Origin of the sequence: Bradyrhizobium sp. CCBAU 11430 (assembly GCF_028128855.1) — a bacterium.
GTDB classification, from domain to species: domain Bacteria; phylum Pseudomonadota; class Alphaproteobacteria; order Rhizobiales; family Xanthobacteraceae; genus Bradyrhizobium; species Bradyrhizobium ottawaense.
Window position 1 is genome coordinate 268,253 of the sequence record NZ_LBJV01000070.1, and the last position, 21,210, is coordinate 289,462.

A 21,210-nucleotide genomic window follows, 5' to 3' on the forward strand; every position below is an offset into this window, starting at 1 on the left:
CGCGTCACGAACACGCAGAAATGGTCGCGGCGAAGGCCGCAGTCAGGGATAATTCATAGTTCGTCAAAGGTTTGCGGCGAATTCTCCCTGAAGGAGCCGACCAACGGCCCGTCCTGCTAGGCTCTGAAATGCGGACTCAAACGACCAGCTATGTCGCGCGGCTGTTCGCGGGCGATTTGTCGGCCTTTGGCGGTCCCGCAACCGACGAAGCCTTGGCCGGCCATATCCGCGCCGAACAGATGTCGCTGGTGCTCGGCTATTCGGTCGGCATCATGCTCGCCAATGCCTGCAACGCCATCGTGCTCGCGATCGCACTGTGGCAATCGCCGGACAGGATTCTTGCGTTGATCTGGGCAGGCGCTGTCGCAGGCGGCGCGATCATGTTCGGTCTGCAATCCCGCGCCGCGCGCCGCATCACCAAGCCGCAATTCGTCTCGCGCCGCGCCATGCACCGGCTGGTGCAAAATGCCTTCGTCCTCGGCACCGCCTGGGGCATCGTCCCCGTCGCCTTCTTCAATAATGCTTCGACCGGCGGCCAGCTCGTCATCACCTGCCTGTGCTCGGGCATGCTGGCCGGCGGCGCGCTCGCCTTCGCCACCATCCCGATCGCAGCGATCGCCTTCACGGCCCCGATCTTCGTCGGGATCGCGATCTGCCTCGGCAGCAACGGCGATCTGGCCTTCCTGCTGATCGCCTTCCTCGTCGTGGTCTACGGCAGCGTGCTGCTGCGCGGCGTGTTCGTCAACTCGTTCTCGTTCGCGCGGCGCGTGATGCGGCAGATCGAGGCGGAGCGCACCGTGCGGCTCGATCCTCTGACCCACCTGCCCAACCGCGTCGCCTTCAACGAGACGCTCGAGGCCGCGCTCAAGCGGCTGGCATTGTCAGGCGAGGAGTTTGCGGTGCTCCTGCTCGATCTCGATCGCTTCAAGGAGGTCAACGACAAGTTCGGCCATCCCGCCGGCGACGAATTCCTGGTCCAGGTTGCAAGCCGCCTGCGACGCTGCACGCGCGCCGCCGAGCATGTCGCACGCATCGGCGGCGACGAGTTCGCGCTGGTGATGGCCAATCTGGCGCGTCCCGAGGATGCACTCGAGATCGCCGAACGCTTCGTCGCCGCCTTCACTGAACCGTTCCGCATCGAGGGCCGCCAGATCGTGGGCGCGACCAGCGTCGGCATCGTGCTGGCGCCGCGCGACGGCACCACGGCGCTCGACGTCATGAAGAATGCCGATGCCGCCCTCTACCGCGCCAAGAAGGCGGGCCCCGGCACGATCCGCTTCTTCGAGACCAGCGACGACAGGGTGTCACGCGATCGCAAGGCGCTGCAATCCGACCTCGAGGGCGCGATCGCGCGAAACGAGCTGTTCCTCGTGTTCCAGCCGTTCCTCGATCTCGACCAAAGCCGGATCACTGGTTTCGAAGCGCTGCTGCGCTGGCAACATCCTGAGCGCGGACTGGTGCCGCCGAGCGAATTCATTCCGATCGCGGAAGAGACCGGGATGATCCACGAGATCGGCGAATGGGTCGTCCGCCGCGCCTGCGCGACGGTGGCCGAGTGGCCGGACGACATCAGGGTCGCCGTGAACTTCTCGGCCGCGCAGTTTCACAACGCCGGCATCCTCCAGATCATCGTACAGGCGCTCGCGGAGGCGAAGATCGCCCCGCACCGGCTCGAGATCGAGATCACGGAATCGATGCTGCTGTCGAAATACGGCTCGGCCGAGCCGGTTCTGAACGCGCTGCTGCAGCTCGGCGTCACCGTGGCGCTGGACGATTTCGGGACCGGCTTCTCCTCCCTCACCTATTTGCGCAAGCTGCCGTTCAGCCGCATCAAGATCGACCAGTCCTTCATCCGCGACATGCTGGTGCAGCCCGACTGTGCCGCCATCGTCAAATCGGTGATCTCGCTCGCGCGCGACCTGCGCATCGCCGTCGTCGCCGAGGGCGTCGAGACCGCCGACCAGCTCGACTATCTCAGGCAGATCAGTTGCGACGAGGTGCAGGGCTATCTGATCAGCCGGCCGGTGTCGGTGGACGGCGTGCTGGCGCTGCTGGATACGAAGAAGCTTCGGGCGACGTTTGCGGCGTAGGTGGAACTTAGATTTGAGCTAGTGACGACCACGACGGCGGTGAGCCCCCTCGCCCGCTTGCGGGAGAGGTTGAGGAGAGGGTGTCTCCGCAACGGGACACTCCCTCAGAGGAGAGAGCCCTCACCCGGCGCTTCGGCGCGACCTCTCCCGCAAGCGGGAGAGGTGGAGCCCGCGGCGCCGTCCATTCCTTCTTAATGGAGTCCAGCTCAAGGCTCGCTCAAACCGCGTCCGCGCGCAGCAGCGTGTCCACCGTGATGGTGCCACGGGCCCGCGAGACGCAGGCGCAGATCTTCTGGTTGCTTTGCTTCTGATGGTCACTGAAGAAGACGTCGCGGTGGTCGATCTCGCCGTCGACCTCGACCACGTCGATGGCGCAGAGGCCGCATTCGCCGCGCTTGCAATCGTACATCACGTCGTGACCGCTGGCGTTGAGCACGTCCAGCATCGAGCGCTCGCGCGGGATTTCGAGCTCGACATCAGAGCCCTTCAGGCGCACGCGAAACGTCTCGGTCGGCAGCGTGCCGCTGGAGCCGAAGGTCTCGTAGCGGAGGTCGGGCAGCGGATGGCCCGCGCCGATCCAGGCGTGGCGCGCGGCATCCAGCATCCGCATCGGGCCGCAGAACAGCGACAACGCGCCTTGCGGCAATGATGCGAACACCGCATCGAGGTCGAGTCGTCTGCCTTCATCGCTGGCATGAACGACCAGGCGATCGCCGAGCATCGCGGCGAGATCGTCGAGATAGGCGGCCTCGGCGCGCGAGCGCACCGCATAGTGCAGCGTGACATCCACGCCGCGCCGCGCCAGCGCCTGCGCGGCACCGAGGATCGGCGTGATGCCGATGCCGCCGGCGATCAGACAATAGCTTTCGCGAGCCCAGTCGACCGCGAGTAGCGAAGCGGGCTGGGTGATGTCGAGCCGCGCGCCCGGCGCGAGCTGCCACATGTAGCGGGAGCCGCCGCGGGAATCCTCGGCACGGCGCACCGCGATCTTGAGGCCGGCCGAGGTGGCTTCGCCGACCAGCGAATAGGACCGCGTCTCCGGCAGGCCGTCGATGGTCACGCTGATATTGATGTGGCTGCCGACCGGATAGGCGGCGGCGTCGAACCGATCAGGCCGGATCAGGAATTCACGGATGCCGGGAGCGAGATCGCGCGTCGAGACGAGCGTTGCCGGAATCCAGGTTTCGATGAAGCGCATGGCACTGCCCTCAATCGGTTGCGGTCTTGATCAGCGCCAGCGCCGGCAAGAGGTCGAGATGGGTCCGGTTGCGCAGCGCGAGCCTCAAGTTTCGTACCGCGAGCCGCGCATGCTCGCGCATGACGGCTTCGGCGCGCGCGCCTTCGCGGTTCTCGATGGCGTCGATCACGACGCGGTGGTGCTCCTGCCCGATGATCAGGATCTGCTGCGCCTCGGGCAATGCGGATTGCGCCATCACGAAGCCGCTCGGGGATGCGAACGGCAGCGCCGAGGCGCGGTCGATCTGGCGGACCAAGGGTGGGCTGCGCGACAATTCCGTGAGCAGGGCGTGGAAGCGCGCGTTCAGCGTGACATAGGACGAGAACGCTTCGATCGAGATCGGCACCTGGCGCAGCAATTCGTCGATCGCGGCAAGGCACTCCTTGAGCGGCTCGAGCTCGCGCGCGGAGACACCGCGCTCGGCAGCGAAGCGCGCGGCGAGCCCTTCCAGCGTGCCGCGCAGCTCGATGGAATCGGAGATGTCGCGTTCCGAAAACGCCTTCACCATGAAGCCGCCGGACGGGATCGCCTCCAGCAGGCCCTCCTCCTCCAGCCGCACCAGTGCCATGCGCACCGGGGTGCGCGAGACGCCGGTGGTCTCCACCGCCTGGAGCTCGGAGATGCGCTCGCCCGGCCGCAGAGAGCCGGACAGGATCTGGTCGCGCAGCGCAAGCTGCGCCTTCACGGTCTGCGAGACGGAGCGGTCGACCTCACGTTCGGGGGCTGCTGCTTTCACCTGGCCTACTCCGCCGCCTGAAGGTGCTGCGGCCCGTTTTCCTTCGCTACCATCCGGTCGATCAGTTTGCGCGTCCACATCGCGCCGGCGTCGATGTTGAGGTTGTAGAAGATGCGATCGGGGTTTTCGTCCATCGCGCGCTGCTGCGCTTCCAGGATCAGCTCGTCCTCGTGGAAGATGCCGGAGACGCCCTCGCGGATCTCGGTGGTGATGCGCTGCTCGCCGAGCTGGTAGTTGCGCACGAAGGCCCAGAAATAATGGCAGGTCTTCTCGGTCTCGGGCGTGATGGTGTTGAGCACGAAGCCGTTGACGCCCTGCGAGCGATCGCCTTCCGGCGCACCGGTGCCTGTCGGCGCCACGCCGACGTCGATGGCGATGGTGCATGGCGCCTCAAAGCGGATGATCTGCCAGCGATCGACCAGGCCGGTCTTGCCGAGCTGTTTCGCCCAGAACGGCGGTGGCTCGATGTTCCGCATCCAGCGCGTGACCGTGACAGTCTTCTCGCCATGAGTGACGTCGAACGGCGCCTCCGCCACCGCATCGTTGCCGATGGAGGAGCCGTGCACGAAGGTCTCATGGGTGAGGTCCATGAGATTGTCGAGCACGAGGCGGTAGTCGCAATTGACGTGGATGGTCTTGCCGTCGCCGGCCCAGGCCGGATCGTGATTCCAGTGCATGTCCGGCACGAGCGCGGGATCGGCCAGCGCGGGATCGCCCATCCAGAGCCAGATGTAGCGATGGCGCTCGACCACGGGATAGGCGCGGACGCAGGCCGACGGGTTGATGGTCTCCTGCGAGGGCATGAAGGTGCAGCGCCCCTGCGCGTTGTATTTCAGGCCGTGATAGCCGCAGACGACGGTGTCGCCTTCGAGCCGGCCCTTGGACAGCGGCACCAGACGGTGCCAGCAGGCATCCTCCAGCGCGGCGACCGCACCGTCGGCCTTCCGGTACATCACGACATGCTTGCCGCAGATGGTTCGCGGCAGCAGCGCAGCTTTCACGTCCGCGTCCCAGGCCGCGGCGTACCAGGCATTCATGGGGAAGGGCTTTGTCATTGGTCTCACTCCCACGGCGTATGTATGCGTTATGTATACAATAGCTGAGGGATGGAATTATTCAAGGCCGAAATCGGCGTATTTAGATACCTATAGCTTCATGAATGTATACATACCAGCAGAAGCGATTCGGAGCGGGGAATCCAGGACTCCGCAGCGGACATTGGTTCAGACAATTTCTGCCCGGATCGCCCGCCCCCTGTGCGCAATTGCGCACTGATGACACCGTGTGATGGCGAGACCTACCCTTGGTCGAAGAAGGCGATACGGCGATTTGGTCCGGCGCTTTACGCCCCGAACACCTTCGCCAGTCCTGCCTTGGCCTCCTCCTGAATCCGCGTCAGGTGCTCGGTGCTGCGGAAGCTCTCGGCGTAGATCTTGTAGACGTCCTCGGTCCCTGACGGCCGCGCGGCGAACCAGCCGAAATCGGTCTCGACCTTGATTCCGCCGAACGGCTGGCCGTTACCGGGCGCCTTGCTGAGCGTTGCGCGGACGGGGTCGCCGGCGAGATCCTTCAGACCGAGCTGCTCAGGCGTGACGGATTTGAGGATGTTCTTTTGCGGTCCGGTCGCGGCGACGTCGATGCGCGCGTAATGCGGCACGCCGAACTCGGCGGTCAGATCATTGAACAGCTGGCTGGGGTCGCGGCCGGTCTTGGCCATGATCTCGGCGGCGAGCAGGCCAAGGATGACGCCGTCCTTGTCGGTCGTCCACACCGTGCCGTCACGGCGCAGGAACGAGGCGCCCGCACTCTCCTCGCCGCCGAAGCCGAAGCCGCCCGTGAGGAGACCGTCGACGAACCATTTGAAGCCGACCGGCGTCTCGACCAGCTTGCGCCCGAGCTTCTTGGCAACGCGATCGATGATCGAGCTCGACACCACGGTCTTGCCGATCGCAGCATCCCTGCCCCAGTTCGGACGATGCGCGAACAGATAGGAGATCGCAGTCGCCAGATAATGGTTCGGATTCATCAGGCCGCCGGAGCGCGTGACGATGCCGTGGCGATCGGCATCGGTGTCGTTGGCAAAGGCGACGTCGAAGCGGTCGCGCATCGCGATCAGGCTCGCCATCGCGTAGGGCGAGGAGCAGTCCATGCGGATCTTGCCGTCCCAGTCCACCGTCATGAAGCGGAAGGTCGGGTCGATCGCCTCGTTCACCACGGTGGCCTTCAGGCCGTAGCGCTCGATGATCGGATGCCAGTAGTGTACGGCGGCGCCGCCGAGCGGATCGATGCCGATCTTGATGCCGGCGGATTTGACGAGGTCGAGATCGACGACATTGCCGAGATCGGCGACGTAAGGCGTGACGAAGTCGGTGGCATGGACGTTCGAAGACTTCAGCGCCTTGGCATAGTCGATGCGCTTCACGCCCTTGAGGCCGCCGGCGAGATAGGCGTTGGCGCGCTTCTCGACCACGCCCGTGACATCCGTATCGGCCGGCCCGCCATGCGGCGGATTGTATTTGTAGCCGCCATCCTCCGGCGGATTGTGCGAGGGCGTGATGACGACGCCGTCAGCGAGACCCGATGTGCGGCCCTTGTTGTAGGTGAGGATCGCGTGCGAGATCACCGGCGTCGGCGTGTAGCCGCCGTCCTTGTCGATCATGATGTCGACGCCGTTGGCGGCGAACACCTCGACGGCGCTGACCAGTGCCGGCTCGGCCAGCGCGTGAGTGTCGATGCCGATGAACAGCGGTCCGGTCAGCCCCTTTTCCCGTCTGTAGTCGCAAATGGCCTGCGTGGTCGCGAGGATATGGCCTTCGTTGAAAGTGTTCTTGAACGAGGTGCCGCGATGGCCGGAGGTGCCGAACGCCACGCGCTGCGCGGGATCCGCGACGTCGGGCTTGCCGGCGAAATAGGCCGTCACCAGCCGCGGAATATTGGTGAGCGCGTCCGGCGAAGCCTGCTTGCCCGCCCCGGGATGAACATCAGCCACTGAAATATCCTCGTCCTGTCGTACTGAGATAGCGCGACACCATAGCATCGGCCGGGTCCCCGCCAAGGGGCACAACACCCGCGGTGGGGAAGGCGTTCCCTGGGTAGGTGGCTGCAGCGAAAGTCCGCGCCCCCCAGAGTCATACCCGCGCAACCGCGAAACGGAGGCTCGCCTTGCGACGGTCATGAATCTGAGCCTGCATCATCGATGTGAGATCTTCAATGAGGACATGCCTTCGCGGCCTCGCGGCTTGATTCGCCCGAGCTTTGCTTCGTCGCTCCACCCTCTAATCCAAGAGGGCGCAGGGAAGGCCGGGTGCTGGCTCGCACCCGCGGTCCGCTGCGCGAAATGCACACGCAGAAAGAACCGCACAGCAGCATACAGGTGTGGCCAATCACTCGGCCTTCCCTGCGCAGTGGTTGGACGGCTTATGCCGTGATCTCCCGGGAGCCGACCATTCCTTCTGGCCTCCCTCGCCCCGCGAATTGGATGATGCAGTCTGCCCGGTTGGGCTCGCTCGCACCTCCGCAGGACTTGACCGTAGCAACGACGGCCAGGACCACACGGTTTTGCCGTACACACGGCCCGCCATTTCGCCGCAGTTTTTCCAGCCCTGTCGACGAAGCCGGAAACTTACAGACGAGACGAAGCCCAGCAGCGCCGCTCATCCGCACGAAGCCTCGGGCTCACAGGGACTACCCGCCCTGCCCGCGCCTCTCGTGCCGACGCTGCCGCGTCCACCGCAAACCCGGCTCGCGATGCGTGACGACACATGATCGCCCCTCTTGGGTGAGCCGGGATGTGCGATAGATACGACAAAACCGAATTTCGGCAAAGTGGAATATTTTTGTGGGGATGGGTTGACAGAGGGCGACACAGGCGGCGCCCGTCCCGTCATCCTGAGGACGACGGCGATAGCTGCGAGGTCACGGTTCAAGCAAGGAGATCATGCTATGCTTCCGGCCATCGAGGCCCTCCGAATCGCCCAATGGCTCTTTCACGCAAGCTGCTTCTGCTGATCGCCGGCCTCGTCGTGGCCGGTGCGCCGGCGCGTGCTGCGGAGTTCTACACCGAGGATCTCCGTATCCCCATGGCGGAGGCCGGGCCACAGGGGCTGGAGGCCTTCCTGGTGCGCCCGGCCGGGACGAAGCGCTATCCGCTGGCGCTGCTCAGCCACGGCTCGCCGCGCAGCTTCGACGACCGCGCGACGATGTCCGCGCATAAATATTACGGCATTGCGCTCGAATACGCCCGGCGCGGCTTTGCCGCGCTGATCGTGATGCGGCGCGGCTACGGCACCTCGCCTGGCGGTCGCGTCGACAGCGTCGGCGGCTGCGCGAAAGCCGCTTACCTGCCTGCAGCCGCGGTCGCGGTTGCCGACTTGCGCGCCGCGATCGATGCGATGGCGCGCCGGACCGACGTCACAACAACAGGCATGATCGCGGCCGGTCATTCCGCCGGCGGGCTCGCCACCGTCGCACTGACCGCGCAGGCACCGGCCGGTCTCGTCGCCGCGATCAACTTCGCGGGCGGCCGCGGCTCGCGCGACGACGACGACGTCTGCAATCCCGATGGGCTGGTGCAGGCCTTCGTCACCTTCGGCAAGACCTCGCGCGCGCCGATGCTGTGGGTCTATGCGACCAACGATTCATATTTCGGCCCCGACCTCGCGCGCCGCCTCCATGACGGATTTCGCACCAGTGGTGGCAACGCAAAATTCATCGCGGCGCCGCCGTTCGGTGACGACGGCCACTACCTCTATGCGGTGGCGAGCGGTGCGCAATGGACGCCCTATGTCGACGCCTTCCTGCGCGAGCGCGGCCTCCTCAGTCGCGATATCCTGAGCCCGCCCGACCCGCTGCCGCCGCCGCGCCAGCTCAACGAGGCCGCGCGGGCCGAGTTCGCGCGCTATCTCGCCAGCATGCTGCCGCACAAGGCTTTCGCGGTGTCGCCGAACGGCGGCTACGGCTGGCGTTCGGGACACATCACGGCCGACGACGCCCGGCGCGATTCGCTAGCGGCCTGCATGAAATGGTCGCCCACCTGTACGCTCTATGCGATCGACGACCGGCTGGCTGAACCTGCGCAAGCGACGTCCACCGATCAGAGCGCCCGCGCGCGCTAGTCGCCGCAGCGGAGGCCGGTTTGTTAACTCCGGGGCTCTATGACGGACCGATGCTGTGGGATCGGGCATACTCCAATCTCGGCGCGACGTGGAGACACGTGGCGGTCGTCCTGCTGTTGTCGGCCCCGATCTGCGCACAGGCTGGAGACGGCGATCTGGGCGGGCCGGACACGACGTCGGCGATCTCCAGGCCGGAGATCGGTGCCGGCGAAACGCCGTCATCCCGGGCCATGATCCGGAAGATCATCGAGCGAGAAACCGCAAACACCAATTTGCCGGCCGATATCGCCGAAGCGGTCGTCTTCGTCGAAAGCGGCTACAACTCGGCCGTCATCGGCAGCGTCGGCGAGATCGGCCTGATGCAGGTGCGGCCCGAGACGGCCGCGATGCTGGGCTTCAAGGGCAGCGAGGCGGAACTCGCCGAACCCGACATCAACATCCATTATGGGGTGCTTTATCTCAGCCAGGCGTGGCGGCTGGCTGGCGGGGACATGTGCCGCGCGCTCATGAAGTATCGAGCAGGCCATGGCGAGGAAGCGATGACCGCGCGGTCGCAGGTCTATTGCAACCGCGCCCGTAACCGTCTTTCCGCCATGGATTCGAAGGCTCTTGAGACCGACGTTGCGGCCGCTCCGGATCCGGCGCCCCGGCCCACTTCCGCAGCACCTGCAGCAGTTCCGGCAAAACCGGCGAGCCGCCCGAAGATGGCGGCGCAGCCCAAAGCCGTCTATGCCCGCTATCGCCAAGGCACTGCAGCCGCCAGCCGCGCCTATTGGGCCTCGCACGAGGCCAGGGTCAGCCAGATCAAGGCTCGCATCGCAGCGCGATGGAAGCGCGTCGCATCGCGCTGACAACAAGTGCCTATAGCCGCTCGCTAAGCGCGAGCTTGTAGCCGACGCCGGTGACGGTCGCGATCACGGGCGTACCGCTGCCGACGAGCTTGCGGCGCAGTCGTGCTACCAGCGCGTCGACCGTGCGGATGTCGACCTCGGCCTGGCGGTTGCTGACGACCTCGATCAGATAGTCGCGGCTGAGCGGCCGTCCGTCGGCGCCGACGAGCGCCGCGAGCAGGTCGAATTCGGCGCGCGTCAGCGCCACAGGCTTGCCGTCGCTGCCGAGCAATTCACGCCGGGTGAGGTCGATGATCCAGTCGCCGAAGGCGATCGAATTGTGGTTGCGCGCCGCCTTGCGGTCGAGCGAGCGTCGCCGCAGCACGCTGCGTGCGCGCGCCAGCAGGTCGCGCAGATTGATCGGCTTGGTGACGTAGTGGTCGCCGGCGATCTCGAGGCCGAGGATGCGATCGACGTCGGTGTCGCGGCGCGTCACGAAGATGATGCCCGCGTTGCTGGTCGCCTGGATCTCCTTGGCGAGCTCGAAGCCGTCGCCATCGGGCAGTTGCACGTCGAGGAAGATGAGATCGGTTCGGGCGCGCAACGCCTGGCGGCACTCAGCGCAGGAACTGGCGCCGACCACGTCGAAATTGTTCTCGCTGAAATAGCCGACCAGCATGGTCCGCGTCACCGGATCGTCCTCGACGACGATCAGCCGCTCGCGGCCGGCGGGACGCAACTCCTTAAGTGCGGAATCAACCACGGTCTTGGGTGTCCTGTGTGCCTGGGACCCGACCTGGAAATTCAAGTCACCGCGCAATGCGCTGTCATGTGAACGGACATTCACGACTTGTTCGAGCCCCCGAAATTGCCTGCCGGAATATTAGGCGCGTTGCGACGCGCAAACAATATTGCTCATGGTCTCTAGGGATTAAGTATGAATTGGCCCACAATTCTCATTCCGCGCATCATAGCGCAGGGCGGCCCCCGCAGGGGCCTTGCGCCGGCCCGTGCCGCCGATCCCTCACATTCGGCTTCGGACTCAACCGCCGGTTAACGTAAAAATGGCCTTCGGCTTCGGAAGGCCCACCTGCGCCTCTATTGTCCCGCCCGCACAATGTGGAACCACGGAGCAGACGTGATGCAGGGGCAGGCCCGGTTGGCTGCCGGTCGAACCGAGCAAGGCACGGCGCCGTTCGGCCGTTCGCACACGCTCGATGTCCTGCGCGGCCTCGCCATCGCCGGCGTGATGGCCATCCACGTCTCGCAGTCGTTTCCATCAAATATCCACGCCGTCGACTACGCCTTCATGTGCGGCTGGACCGGCGTCAACGTGTTCTACTTCGTCAGCGCCATGACGATGTGCCTGATGTGGACGCAGCGCGTCGAAACCAGTCCGACGCGGAAGTTCTATATCCGCCGCTTCCTGCGCATCGCGCCACTGTTCTGGCTCGCGATCCCGATCTACCTCGTCATCAACGGCACCGGGCCGAGCGACAACGCGCCTGGCGGCATCGGGCCAGCTCAAGTGATCCTCACCGCGACGTTCCTGCACGGCTTCTGGCCGGACAGCGTCAACAGCGTCGTGCCCGGCGACTGGTCGATCGCGGCCGAGATGACCTTCTATCTCGTCTTCCCGCTTCTGATCACCGCGTTCGGATCGCGCCGCCATCTCTATCTCGCGCTGGCAATCGTGCTGCATCTCGTCAATGTCTGCCTGTTCAAGCCGTGGGCTTTCGCGCTGTTCTCCGCCTATTACGGTCCAGGTCACGAAGCGTTCGTCTGGACCACGCTGCACATCAGCTTCCTGAACCAGCTTCCGGTCTTCCTGGTCGGATGCGCGCTGTTCTTCGCGCTACGCGACGGGTTTGCCCGGTCGGACGCAGCGATCTACGCGGTCTTCATCGCGCTGTCCTTCGTCGCCAACCGCATAACCGGCTCGCACGAATTCAACTATCTCATGATCAACCTCGTGCTCGGCGCACTGGTTGCCGGCTGCATCAAGCTTGCGATCCGCTTCCAGCCGCTCGAGGCGGTCGGCCGCAATTCCTATTCGATGTACCTGTCGCACTTCGCGGTGATCTACGGCCTGCATCAGCTCTGGCCGTTCGCCGATGGACTGGTCTCGCTGCTCATCGCCTATGTCGTCACCGCCGCGCTGAGCTATCTCGTCGCGCGCGCGACCTGGCATCTGGTCGAACGGCGCGCGCAGGATTTGGCGCACCGTCTGACATCGGCGGGATCGGACCGATCAATCCTCCCGCCGACCATCGCCGCCACTGCGGCCGGCACGCGCTGAACGCCCCCCGCTCCGTCCCTGCCGGCCCGATGCGGCTTGCTTCATTGCCGCCTTAAACTCTACTGTGGAGACACTTCACGCTGGAGTAGGCACCATGCAGGTCATACTGCTCGGCACCGGCGGCCCGCGGCCGGACCCGCGCCGCATGGCGACGACCACCCTGATCAGGCTCGGCGACGAGAATATCCTGTTCGACGCAGGCCGCGGCGTTGTGGTGCAGCTCAGCAAGGCCGGCGTTCCGCTCGGCGCGATCAACACGGTTTTTCTCACGCATCATCACTTCGACCACATCGGCGACCTCTACGATGTGATGCTGAATTCATGGATGCACGGACGCAAGGACGAGCTGCGCGTCTATGGACCGCCGGATACCGAGCGGCTCGTCGACACGCTGATCACGCAGGTCTACGACAAGGACATCACCTGGCGCGATAAGGGCGAGCCGGCCTTCGGCGGCTGGAAACCCGTGGTCGCGACGGACATCATACCAGGGCCCGTTCTCGACACCGGGCGCTGGAAGATCAGCGCCGAGCTGGTGTCGCATGGCGACGGCCTCGACATGCCGCCGGCCTTTCTCGCGCGATGGATGTGTCTCGGCTACCGCTTCGAAGCGGAGGGCAAGGTCATTGCAATTTCGGGCGACACGGTCCCCTGCCCCGGGCTCGAGCGGCTGGCTGAGGGAGCCGATTTGCTCGTCCAGTGCTGTTTTCTCGCAACGCCGGAGATCAACAACGAGCACCTCCGCCGCCTTGCGAAATTCACGATCGCCTGCGGCGACACCGTCGGCAAGGTTGCGGCCAAGGCCGGCGTCAAGAAGCTCGCGCTGACCCATCACCGGCCGCGCGCCGACGATGTCATGCTGAACGCGCTGCTTGCGGATGTCCGGCGGGATTATGTGGGGCCGGTCGTGCTCGGCGAGGATCTCACGCGCATCGAGGTCTGAGGGCCGACGATCGGTTCGCCCTTCGGCCTCAAGACGTTCCGACCTCGATCCGGAACGACAAGCGCTCTTCCGCACCCGGCGCGATATGCATCAGGCCCGGCTTGTCCGTGAATTCGCCGTCAAAGCCGGCGGGACTGGCATAGCCGCGCCAGGGCTCGATACAGAGGAACGGCGCGCCCGACGGTTTCGACCAGACGCCGAGCTCGCGAAAGCCGCGCCAGGACATTTTCAGCCAGGGGCTGGAGGACGCAGCATAGCGGACCGCGTTGCTGTCGATCCGGTCGAAGATGATGGCGTCATCGACGAACAGGGATTCGGACAAGGCGAGCTGATTACCCTTGACGGGACCAGGCTCCGCGGCCGCACGCAGCAGCCCGCCATCAAGACGGCGGACGGGAGACGATTCCACCTTCGCAAAGGTCAGCGCGTAGTCCTCCTTCGCGCTCTCGGGCCGGAGGGGCCAATTGAAGGCGGGATGGCCGCCGATCGAAGCCGGCAATGTCTCCTTGCCGGTGTTGGCGATCGAAAGTGTCAGATCGAGGCCGGCGGCGTCGAGCGCATAGATTGCGGTCAGACGGAACGCGAACGGATAGAGCGCGCGGGTCGTCTCGCTGTCTTCGAGCACCAGCGTGCAGCGGCTTTCGCCGCGCTCCGCCCATGCAAAGCGGCTGTCGCGCGCAAAGCCATGCTGGGTCATCCGGTATGTCTTGCCCCGGTGCCGCAATTCGTCCCCGGCAAGGCGCCCCACGATCGGAAACAGCAGCGGCGCATGGCGCGGCCATTCCGGCCCGGCCTGCCAGACGAACTCGGTGACATCGTCCTTCAACGAGCACAACTCGGCGCCGTGCGCCTTGACGGTCGCGGTCAACCCTCCGCTGCGGAGGGAGTGGGTATCGTCACTCATGGCGGACATCTACACCGCGACCTCGCACGCAGCAAGGCAGCGCCAGCCATGCAGGCAGAGCGCCTCCACTGTGCGAGGCTGCGTCATATTTCTGTACCTAACGGTTGCTCCTTTGCGGCTCGTCCTCCGCATTGCTTCGCCGCAAGGTCGGCCCGGACTCCGATCAACCAATGTGGTAGCCAATTGAAATTCTTCATCAACGGCCGCTTTCTGTCGCAAAAGCTCACCGGCGTTCAGCGCTATGCCGCCGAGATCGTCAAGGCGATCGACGTGCTTCTGGCGTCGGAGCAAACTCCCGCCGCGCTGCGGAACGCAGACTGGCAGTTGCTGACGCCCGTGGATGCAAGCGAGCAGCTCCAACTGGAGCGAATCAAGATTCGCGCCGTCGGCCGGTTGCGCGGGCACGCCTGGGACCAAATCGACCTGGCGCGCGCCGCTGCGGGAGGCCGCTTGATCAGTCTCGCCAATTCCGGCCCCGTGTTCCATCGCGACCACATTGTGGTGATCCACGACGCACAGGTCTTTCGCCGGCCCGACTTCTTCAACTGGCGCTATCTTGCAGTTCACCGAACCATGGGCCGGCTGCTCGCCCGGCACGCAAGCATCGCAACCGTATCGGCCTTTTCGCGCAAAGAGCTTGCCGAGGTGCTGAATCTGTCAGCAACGGCGATCCCGGTTTTCCCCAATAGCGCCGAACACTTCGCCAGGACGAACCCTGATCCCGACATCATTGCCCGGCTCGGCGTTCGGCCGCAGAAGTTCTTTCTTTATGTGGGCTCCAGAACCAAGAACAAGAATCTTTCGGTCGCGATCCGTGCCATCCAGCTGCTCGACCGGACTGACGTTCCTCTGGTCATCGTCGGCGGCGACAACAGCAAGGTCTTTCAGGACAATTCGGGCGAGGGCGCTGCCGGCCTGCTGCTCGCCGGGCGTCTGACGGACAGCGAGATCGCAGCGCTCTACGCGCATGCATCGGCATTTGTGTTTCCCTCGCTGTACGAGGGCTTCGGCGTGCCGCCGCTCGAAGCGATGATCTTCGGTTGCCCGGTCATCGCCTCGACGGCCGATGCCGTCGTGGAGACGTGTGCCGACGCCGCTGCGTATTTTGACGCCAATGATGCCGAATCGTTGAAGCAACTGATGCTCGAAAGATTGGCAATCGGCGCCATCTCCGATCAGGAGCGCCGGCGGCAGCAGGAACGCGTTGCGTTCTTTTCGTGGCAAAAGTCGGCGAAGTCGTTGCTCGATCATCTCACACCATCGGCAAACGTTGCCAGCGCTGCTTGAAGTTCGATGCACTTCGATTATCGCGCGCATCGGTTTTCGCACAAACAATTTGCAACTGGCTGCAACTCGCGCACGTGCGCTTGGTTCCACGAGAATTTTTCGTTTCTTCCATCGTGCGCACAAAGAGCTTGGCGCAACATCACCACATCGCTGCCCCAATATCGCTACGTATTCGAGGAACTGTCTCTCGCACTAGCGAACCCAGAACAGGGATACAGGATGTCCGCCTCTCCAACGCGGCCCTACGGAAGGCAAACGATGAAAGTGCTGCACATCGCCGAGACGATTCGGGGCGGGATTGCCAGCTACCTGAACGAGTTGCACCCACAGCAACAGGCGAGCTTCGGCGCCGAGAACGTGCATTACGTCGTGCCGTCGGATCATCGCCGCGATCTTCCGGCGATCGATGACAACCAGATTACGACGTTCGAACGATCCGGCCGCGGCATCGCCGGGCTATTCCAGATGTTGCGCGCAAGCATGCAAGCGCTGGATGCCTTTCGTCCTGATGTCGTCCACCTGCACTCCTCGTTTGCGGGCCTCGTGCTGCGTCCGGCGCTGGCGGCCCGCTCCGACGGTCCGCGCGTCGTCTATTGCCCGCACGGCTGGGCGTTTTCGCGCGAGACCGGCCGCCTCAGTCATCTCGTGACGAAAGCGGCGGAGAACCTCCTTGCACGCACGTCGGACCGAATCATCTGCATCTCCAGCGACGAGTTCAACGAAGCCGTCCGCGCCGGAATTCCCGCCGAGCGCCTCACCCTCGTCCATAACGGCATCTCGAAGAGCCGCACGCCGCAGCCCGTCGCGGCCGACTGGACGTCCAAGAAGGTCAAGGTGCTGTTCATCGGACGGCTGGACCGCCAGAAGGGCTTTGATCTCCTGATCGAGGCGGCACGCTCGCTCGAGGATGTGCTGGAGATCCGCATGATCGGCGCCTCCGTCGTCAACAAGTACGAAGGCCCTAGCGTCCCGTCCAACGTGTCCCTGCTGGGCTGGCTCGATCGCCCGACCATCGAGACCCAGCTCGAGGCCGCCGACCTCGTCGTGATCCCGTCACGATGGGAAGCCTTCGGCCTCGTTGCCCTGGAAGCGATGCGCGCGGCCAAACCCATCCTGGCGTTCCGTAGCGGAGCATTGCCCGAGATCGTCGTCGATGGCGTGACCGGCGTGCTTTGCGAGCCCGTCGCGGTCCAGCCGCTCGTCGACGGTTTCCGGCGAGCACTCGATCTCGACCTCAAGGTGCTGGGACAACGCGGCTACGACCGGTTCAAGCAGTTTTATGACGTTCAGAAGACGCATGGGCAATTGCAGCAGGTCTATGCCGAGCTGCTCCACGACGACCGGACACCGATCGACGCGAAGGCGGGGCTGCGGTCGGACCTCTCCAAGAATTTCTGATGGCTCGACGTTCACACTTGCCGTCGCAGATACAGGAGATCGCGATGGCGATGTCATGGACCGGATTGGGTGTCAGCGCGAACGCAGCACGCGCGAGCATGAACTAGCCGATGATATTCTCACGCACCTTGGCTCGCGGCAGCTTCCGCCTCGCGGGCCTCATCGCATCCATTTTTCTGCCGGTCTCTGTCTGCGCACAGCAGGCGCAACCGCTCGATGCTCGATTCCTGCTGGGCGTCGGCACGCATCAGGGGCTGGGTGGCCCGGTGAGCGCGCGCGGATACGTTCCTTCGGAAAACGTCGCACAGATCAAGCAACTCGGCCTCAACGCCTTCCGCGATGATTTTCCCTGGTCCGATTTCGAGGTGGGGGGACGCCGGATGGGCTTCACGCCCAGGCTCGGCAGGCTCGAAGCGCAGGTCAGGTCCGGCGTCGCGCGCCCTCTCCTGATCCTCGCCTTCGGCCATCATCTGGTTCCGAATTCCACGCCACCGACCACCGATGAGGCCCGGCAGCGGTTCGCCGATTATGCTGCTGCTGCGGCGCAATCGGTCGTGGCGCAGCATCCGGTCTTCGAGCTCTGGAACGAATGGAATCTGGCGGCAAAGAAGGATCCCGCGTTCTCGCCGGAGAACTATCTGGCGCTCGCGCAAGTCGCGCGGCCGGCGGTGAAGCGCGTAGCACCGCATGCGCCTTTCCTGATCGGAGCTCTTGGCGACGATCCGGGCTGGACATGGACGGAGAAGATGCTGCGAACCGGCATTCTTCAGCATGCGGACGGTGCTTCGATCCATCTCTACAATTTCTGCATGGGCCCGAGCAAACGCACGTCGGCCGAGATCATCGACCGGCTCACGGCGTTTCACCGTATGGTCGGCCAGGCCAGCGGAAATCCTGACTTCCCGATCTATGTCACCGAGACGGGCTGGACCACGGCCACCAACAAATGCGGCGTCAGCGAGCAGGCCCAGGCCGACAATACCGCGCAGCTGATCCTGTGGGCGTCGACCGCGACACGCTGGCTCAAGGGCATGTGGCTCTACGAGCTCAAGGACAGTGGAAAGAACCCGTCGGAGCTGGAGGATAATTTCGGACTCTATCGTTTCGATAATTCGCCAAAGCCGGTTGCCTGCGCGGCCCAGGGGGCCTGGGCCTTCATTCGCCCCAGCCTGAGTGCCGAGCGCCGCGAGCTCGCCAGCGGCGTCGTGTCGATCAATGCATCGACGACTTCCGGCGGCAGAGTTGCGGTCTGGTCCGAGGCCCCGGACCGACGTTACGAGATCCGGCTCAAGGGCGATCAACAGGGCGCGAGCTTTGCGATGCCGTGCGACCAGGCGGCAAGGCCTGCGTCCGGGGTCTGGATCCCCGTTTCGAGCACACCGGTTCTGATTGCAGCCAATGACAGTGCCGTTCCCGCCCTGGAGATCAGGCCGGCGCGGTAGACGCGATTTTGCAGACATGAGGTTGACGCGATGAAAGTTCTTTTGACGTCCACGCTTTATCCGACGCCTCAGGCCCCAAAGATCGTCGGCGGCGCGGAGATCTTCGCCCGGCGCTTCGCCGAAGGCCTGGTGCAACGCGGTGACGAGGTGGAAGTGATCCGGGCCGCATCTACGCCTCATCAGGCTCCGGAAACCTGCGACGGTATTAACGTCTATTCCGCGCCGGTGCGAAACGTGTATCTGCCTTTCACGGAGCAGAAGAACGTCGCGCTGCGTAGCATCTGGCACGCGGTCGACGACTGGCAGATGCAGGCCCCCCTGATTGCGGAACGCATCCGGGCCTTCAAGCCGGACGTGCTGCACTCCAACAATCTGTCGGGGCTCACCACCGCGGTCTGGCGCGTTGCCGCCCAGCTCGGGGTCCCCGTGCTCCATACGCTTCATGACTATTATCTGACCTGCCCGCGCTGCTCCCGCTTCGAGAACGGACGGTCCTGCGAGCACACCTGCACGAGCTGCGGAATTCTGAGCTTTCATCGCAAGCGCGCCACGCATTGGCTCAGCGCCGTGGTCGGCGTGAGCGAGCGCGTCCTGTCCATTCATACCGACATGGGCATGTTCTCGGAGACGCCGATCCGCACAGTGATCCGCAACGCCTCGACCGAGCCGCCGCGCGAGCCCTACCCTCGGCCGGTCTGCACCACGGAAGTGACGTTCGGGTTTATCGGCCGCCTCACCGAGGAAAAGGGCATCGACAATTTGATGCAGGCCCTTGCTCAGCTGCCCCGCGATCGCATCCGCATGATGATCGCCGGCCGGGTAAGCGACGAGGAACAGCGACGCCTCAGGACGCTCGCGCCGGATGCGCGAATAGAGTTCATGGGCTTCGTGGCGCCGGACGATTTCTACAAGCAGGTCGACGTGGTGGTCGCGCCCTCCATCTGGCACGACCCCGGTCCGCTGGTCGTCGCAGATGCCAAGGCGGCGGGCAGGCCGCTGCTCGGAACGCGCTTCGGCGGCATGCCCGAGGTCATCGAGCACGGGGTGACCGGCTGGCTGACCGAAGCCGATCCGCAATCCCTGGCCAGGAGCATGCTCGCGGTCGCAGCCGATCCGCACAAGATCGACGAGATCAGCCGGCGCCTGATCGCGGATACCAACAAATGGATATTCTCTGACGTGCTGTCTTCATACAAGAACCTGTATGAACAATTGCGCGAGCAGCGGATGTCGCACGTGCGCGCAGCAACGGCCGAAGCGTCGCAGGGGCCGTCGATCGTCGGCAAGGAGCGCCTCATTCCGCGATGACACGCCTCCTCGCGATGGCGGGCTATGTCTACCAGAGCGCCGCGGCGATCATCCTGATCTTCGCGATCAGCCATCTGTTGCCCGCCGCCGACTACACCAACTTTTCCCTCGCGCTGGCCTCGAGCCAATTGCTCTGCGTCCTGATGTTCGAGTGGCTGCAGCTGGCCGGGTTGCGGTTTCTGGCGGCAGCCAAAGAAAACGAGGCGGCGCGGCTGAGGTGGTCGCTGTTTGCAGCAGGCCTGTCGAGCGCAGCCGCGCTCGTCGTGGTCGGGAGTTGCGCGTCTCTGGCCAGCGTGCTCCCGACGCGGATCGTCGCCTTGGGTCTCGGCATATCCGTGCTACAGGGCTTGACGGATCTCTACTTCCTGTCGGTCCGCCTGTCCGACCGGCTGGGCATCGCATCCTTTCTGCTTGCGTTGCGTGCCACCGCCCTCCTGATCGGAGCCGCCGCGGGGGCAATGATCTCGGGAACGGCGGAAGCGGCGCTGCTCGGTATTGCCTCGGGTCACGCCCTCGGCCTGCTCGCCGGCCTTGTCGCCTATCGCACGCCGATGGAGCCCGTCCCGCTGCAGACGATGCTGGCCGACTGGAAGGATTTCTCCCGCTACGGCATGCTTGCGGCAGGCGCGTCGGTTATCCATCTGTCGGTGCCGGTGCTGCTCCGTGTCATCGTCGTCGGCCAGCTGGGTGCGACCGGAGCCGGGGCGGGCTTTTCGATTGCGCTTGACCTCCTGCAGCGTCCCTTCTGGGTCCTCAATGCAGCGATCCACACCGTGAGCTATCCGGAAGTGGTCAACGACTTCGAACACGGAGGCAGCGCAAAATCGGTGCAGTCGGCGCGGCGGATGTTCGAATTCATGATCTGCACGACCCTCGTGCTGCTCGGTGGTCTGATTGGATTTATTCCAGATGCAGCCCGTATCCTGGTGCCGCAGGCCAGCCTGGATGGCTTTCTGGAGACGGCCCCAACGGTCGCCGCCTTTTATTTCCTGCACACCCATCTGCAGGCGACGATCGCGGTCGTTCCCCACCTCGAGAAGCTGGCGACCAGGCTCGTCGTCGTCGCGGCCGGCCAGCTCGCCCTCGTCGTGTCCTTCGCCGCGGTCGCGGTATCGGCCGGCCTGTCGCCGCGAGCGGCAGTCAGCTGTGCTTCGCTCGCGACGCTCGCGACCATACTGGTCGCACTCGGCCCCACGCTGCGGTTTGAGGCGCTCCCGCGCTGGCCGTTGGTCATGCAGGCGGGGGTGGCCGCAATCCTGATCGGATCGCTCGGTTCGATACCGACGGAGCCCGCGGCATGGCTGGCCGGCAAGATCGCGATCGCCGCGATTGCAACGGCGGTCATCGGATGGCGCGGAGATTTTCTAATGCTGGCCCGCCGCGGCTGATTGGCCGCACCAGCGTTATGCGAAGCGAATCTGGTTCCGATACGGAACCGGGTCTTATCAGCAGTTTCCGCGGCGAACGCTGCACCATCCCTGAGCAACCACAACCATTGCGAGCAAATTGATTGGTTTAACCGCCCATGGAAGCGGCATCTGCGAACTTCCCGTGCAGGAAAGCGCGAGCTGCGAAGGAATGAGACGAAGATACTTCGATTGACGGCCAGCGAGAAAATGTCT

At 64.6% G+C, this 21,210-nt stretch carries 16 protein-coding genes; 10 read left to right on the forward strand and 6 right to left on the reverse strand.

The genetic code is table 11. The features are described from left to right. Positions 1-128 precede the first annotated feature (128 nt). On the forward strand, positions 129-2,090 hold the full coding sequence (locus tag XI04_RS31030) for a putative bifunctional diguanylate cyclase/phosphodiesterase (RefSeq protein WP_271608332.1): 1,962 nt from the start codon (positions 129-131) through the stop codon (positions 2,088-2,090). Positions 2,091-2,307: 217 nt separating this feature from the next. Here the strand turns inward: XI04_RS31030 and XI04_RS31035 are convergent, their stop codons facing one another. The 4 genes from XI04_RS31035 to pgm all read right to left on the reverse strand — a co-directional run bounded on the left by XI04_RS31035 (position 2,308) and on the right by pgm (position 7,100). Further along, positions 2,308-3,288 (reverse strand): PDR/VanB family oxidoreductase, encoded by a 981-nt coding sequence (locus tag XI04_RS31035; protein ID WP_038948369.1) that lies wholly within the window; start codon positions 3,286-3,288, stop codon positions 2,308-2,310. A gap of 10 nt (positions 3,289-3,298) precedes the next feature. After that, positions 3,299-4,063 carry a GntR family transcriptional regulator gene (locus tag XI04_RS31040; RefSeq protein WP_271608333.1) on the reverse strand — a complete coding sequence of 255 codons (765 nt, stop codon included), beginning with the start codon at positions 4,061-4,063 and terminating at the stop codon, positions 3,299-3,301. A 5-nt stretch (positions 4,064-4,068) separates the two neighbouring features. After that, entirely contained in the window at positions 4,069-5,118 is a 1,050-nt protein-coding gene (locus XI04_RS31045; protein ID WP_038948371.1) for an aromatic ring-hydroxylating dioxygenase subunit alpha, read from the reverse strand. Between the two features lie 287 nt (positions 5,119-5,405). Continuing rightward, the gene (gene pgm, locus XI04_RS31050; RefSeq protein WP_370156556.1) at positions 5,406-7,100 is read right to left on the reverse strand and encodes a phosphoglucomutase (alpha-D-glucose-1,6-bisphosphate-dependent); all 1,695 of its coding nucleotides are present in this window, start codon (positions 7,098-7,100) and stop codon (positions 5,406-5,408) included. A 940-nt stretch (positions 7,101-8,040) separates the two neighbouring features. Here pgm and XI04_RS31055 point away from each other — a divergent pair. Together XI04_RS31055 and XI04_RS31060 are read left to right on the forward strand one after the other, a co-directional pair. Next, complete coding sequence (locus tag XI04_RS31055) at positions 8,041-9,177, forward strand: alpha/beta hydrolase family protein (RefSeq protein WP_271608335.1); 1,137 nt, start codon at positions 8,041-8,043, stop codon at positions 9,175-9,177. A 98-nt stretch (positions 9,178-9,275) separates the two neighbouring features. Beyond that, positions 9,276-10,028: a transglycosylase SLT domain-containing protein gene (locus XI04_RS31060; RefSeq protein WP_370156552.1), complete on the forward strand. Its 753-nt coding sequence runs from the start codon at positions 9,276-9,278 to the stop codon at positions 10,026-10,028. Positions 10,029-10,038: 10 nt separating this feature from the next. On the opposite strand, the gene XI04_RS31065 is transcribed toward XI04_RS31060, so the two are convergent. Continuing rightward, positions 10,039-10,854, reverse strand: a complete 816-nt coding sequence (locus XI04_RS31065) for a response regulator transcription factor (protein ID WP_038972568.1) — start codon at positions 10,852-10,854, stop codon at positions 10,039-10,041. 294 nt (positions 10,855-11,148) lie between these two features. Here XI04_RS31065 and XI04_RS31070 point away from each other — a divergent pair, with 294 nt between their 5' ends. Further along, a complete protein-coding gene (locus XI04_RS31070; RefSeq protein ID WP_038972567.1) occupies positions 11,149-12,306 on the forward strand; it encodes an acyltransferase family protein in 1,158 nt (385 codons plus the stop codon). A 94-nt stretch (positions 12,307-12,400) separates the two neighbouring features. Continuing rightward, a complete protein-coding gene (locus XI04_RS31075) occupies positions 12,401-13,249 on the forward strand; it encodes an MBL fold metallo-hydrolase (protein ID WP_095424438.1) in 849 nt (282 codons plus the stop codon). A 28-nt stretch (positions 13,250-13,277) separates the two neighbouring features. Here the strand turns inward: XI04_RS31075 and XI04_RS31080 are convergent, their stop codons facing one another. Beyond that, positions 13,278-14,153 (reverse strand): aldose 1-epimerase family protein, encoded by an 876-nt coding sequence (locus XI04_RS31080; protein WP_271608337.1) that lies wholly within the window; start codon positions 14,151-14,153, stop codon positions 13,278-13,280. Positions 14,154-14,336: 183 nt separating this feature from the next. Here XI04_RS31080 and XI04_RS31085 point away from each other — a divergent pair, with 183 nt between their 5' ends. The 5 genes from XI04_RS31085 (at position 14,337) to XI04_RS31105 (ending at position 20,976) form a co-directional block, all read left to right on the forward strand. Continuing rightward, positions 14,337-15,440 carry a glycosyltransferase family 4 protein gene (locus tag XI04_RS31085; protein ID WP_038951063.1) on the forward strand — a complete coding sequence of 368 codons (1,104 nt, stop codon included), beginning with the start codon at positions 14,337-14,339 and terminating at the stop codon, positions 15,438-15,440. Positions 15,441-15,698: 258 nt separating this feature from the next. Then, positions 15,699-16,838 (forward strand): glycosyltransferase, encoded by a 1,140-nt coding sequence (locus tag XI04_RS31090; RefSeq protein ID WP_271608338.1) that lies wholly within the window; start codon positions 15,699-15,701, stop codon positions 16,836-16,838. A gap of 110 nt (positions 16,839-16,948) precedes the next feature. Then, positions 16,949-18,280, forward strand: a complete 1,332-nt coding sequence (locus XI04_RS31095) for a hypothetical protein (protein ID WP_271608339.1) — start codon at positions 16,949-16,951, stop codon at positions 18,278-18,280. A gap of 30 nt (positions 18,281-18,310) precedes the next feature. Continuing rightward, a complete protein-coding gene (locus XI04_RS31100) occupies positions 18,311-19,588 on the forward strand; it encodes a glycosyltransferase family 4 protein (protein WP_271608340.1) in 1,278 nt (425 codons plus the stop codon). Beyond that, positions 19,585-20,976 (forward strand): hypothetical protein, encoded by a 1,392-nt coding sequence (locus XI04_RS31105; protein ID WP_028141797.1) that lies wholly within the window; start codon positions 19,585-19,587, stop codon positions 20,974-20,976. The genes XI04_RS31100 and XI04_RS31105 overlap by 4 nt, the downstream gene beginning before the upstream one ends. Positions 20,977-21,210 lie beyond the last annotated feature (234 nt).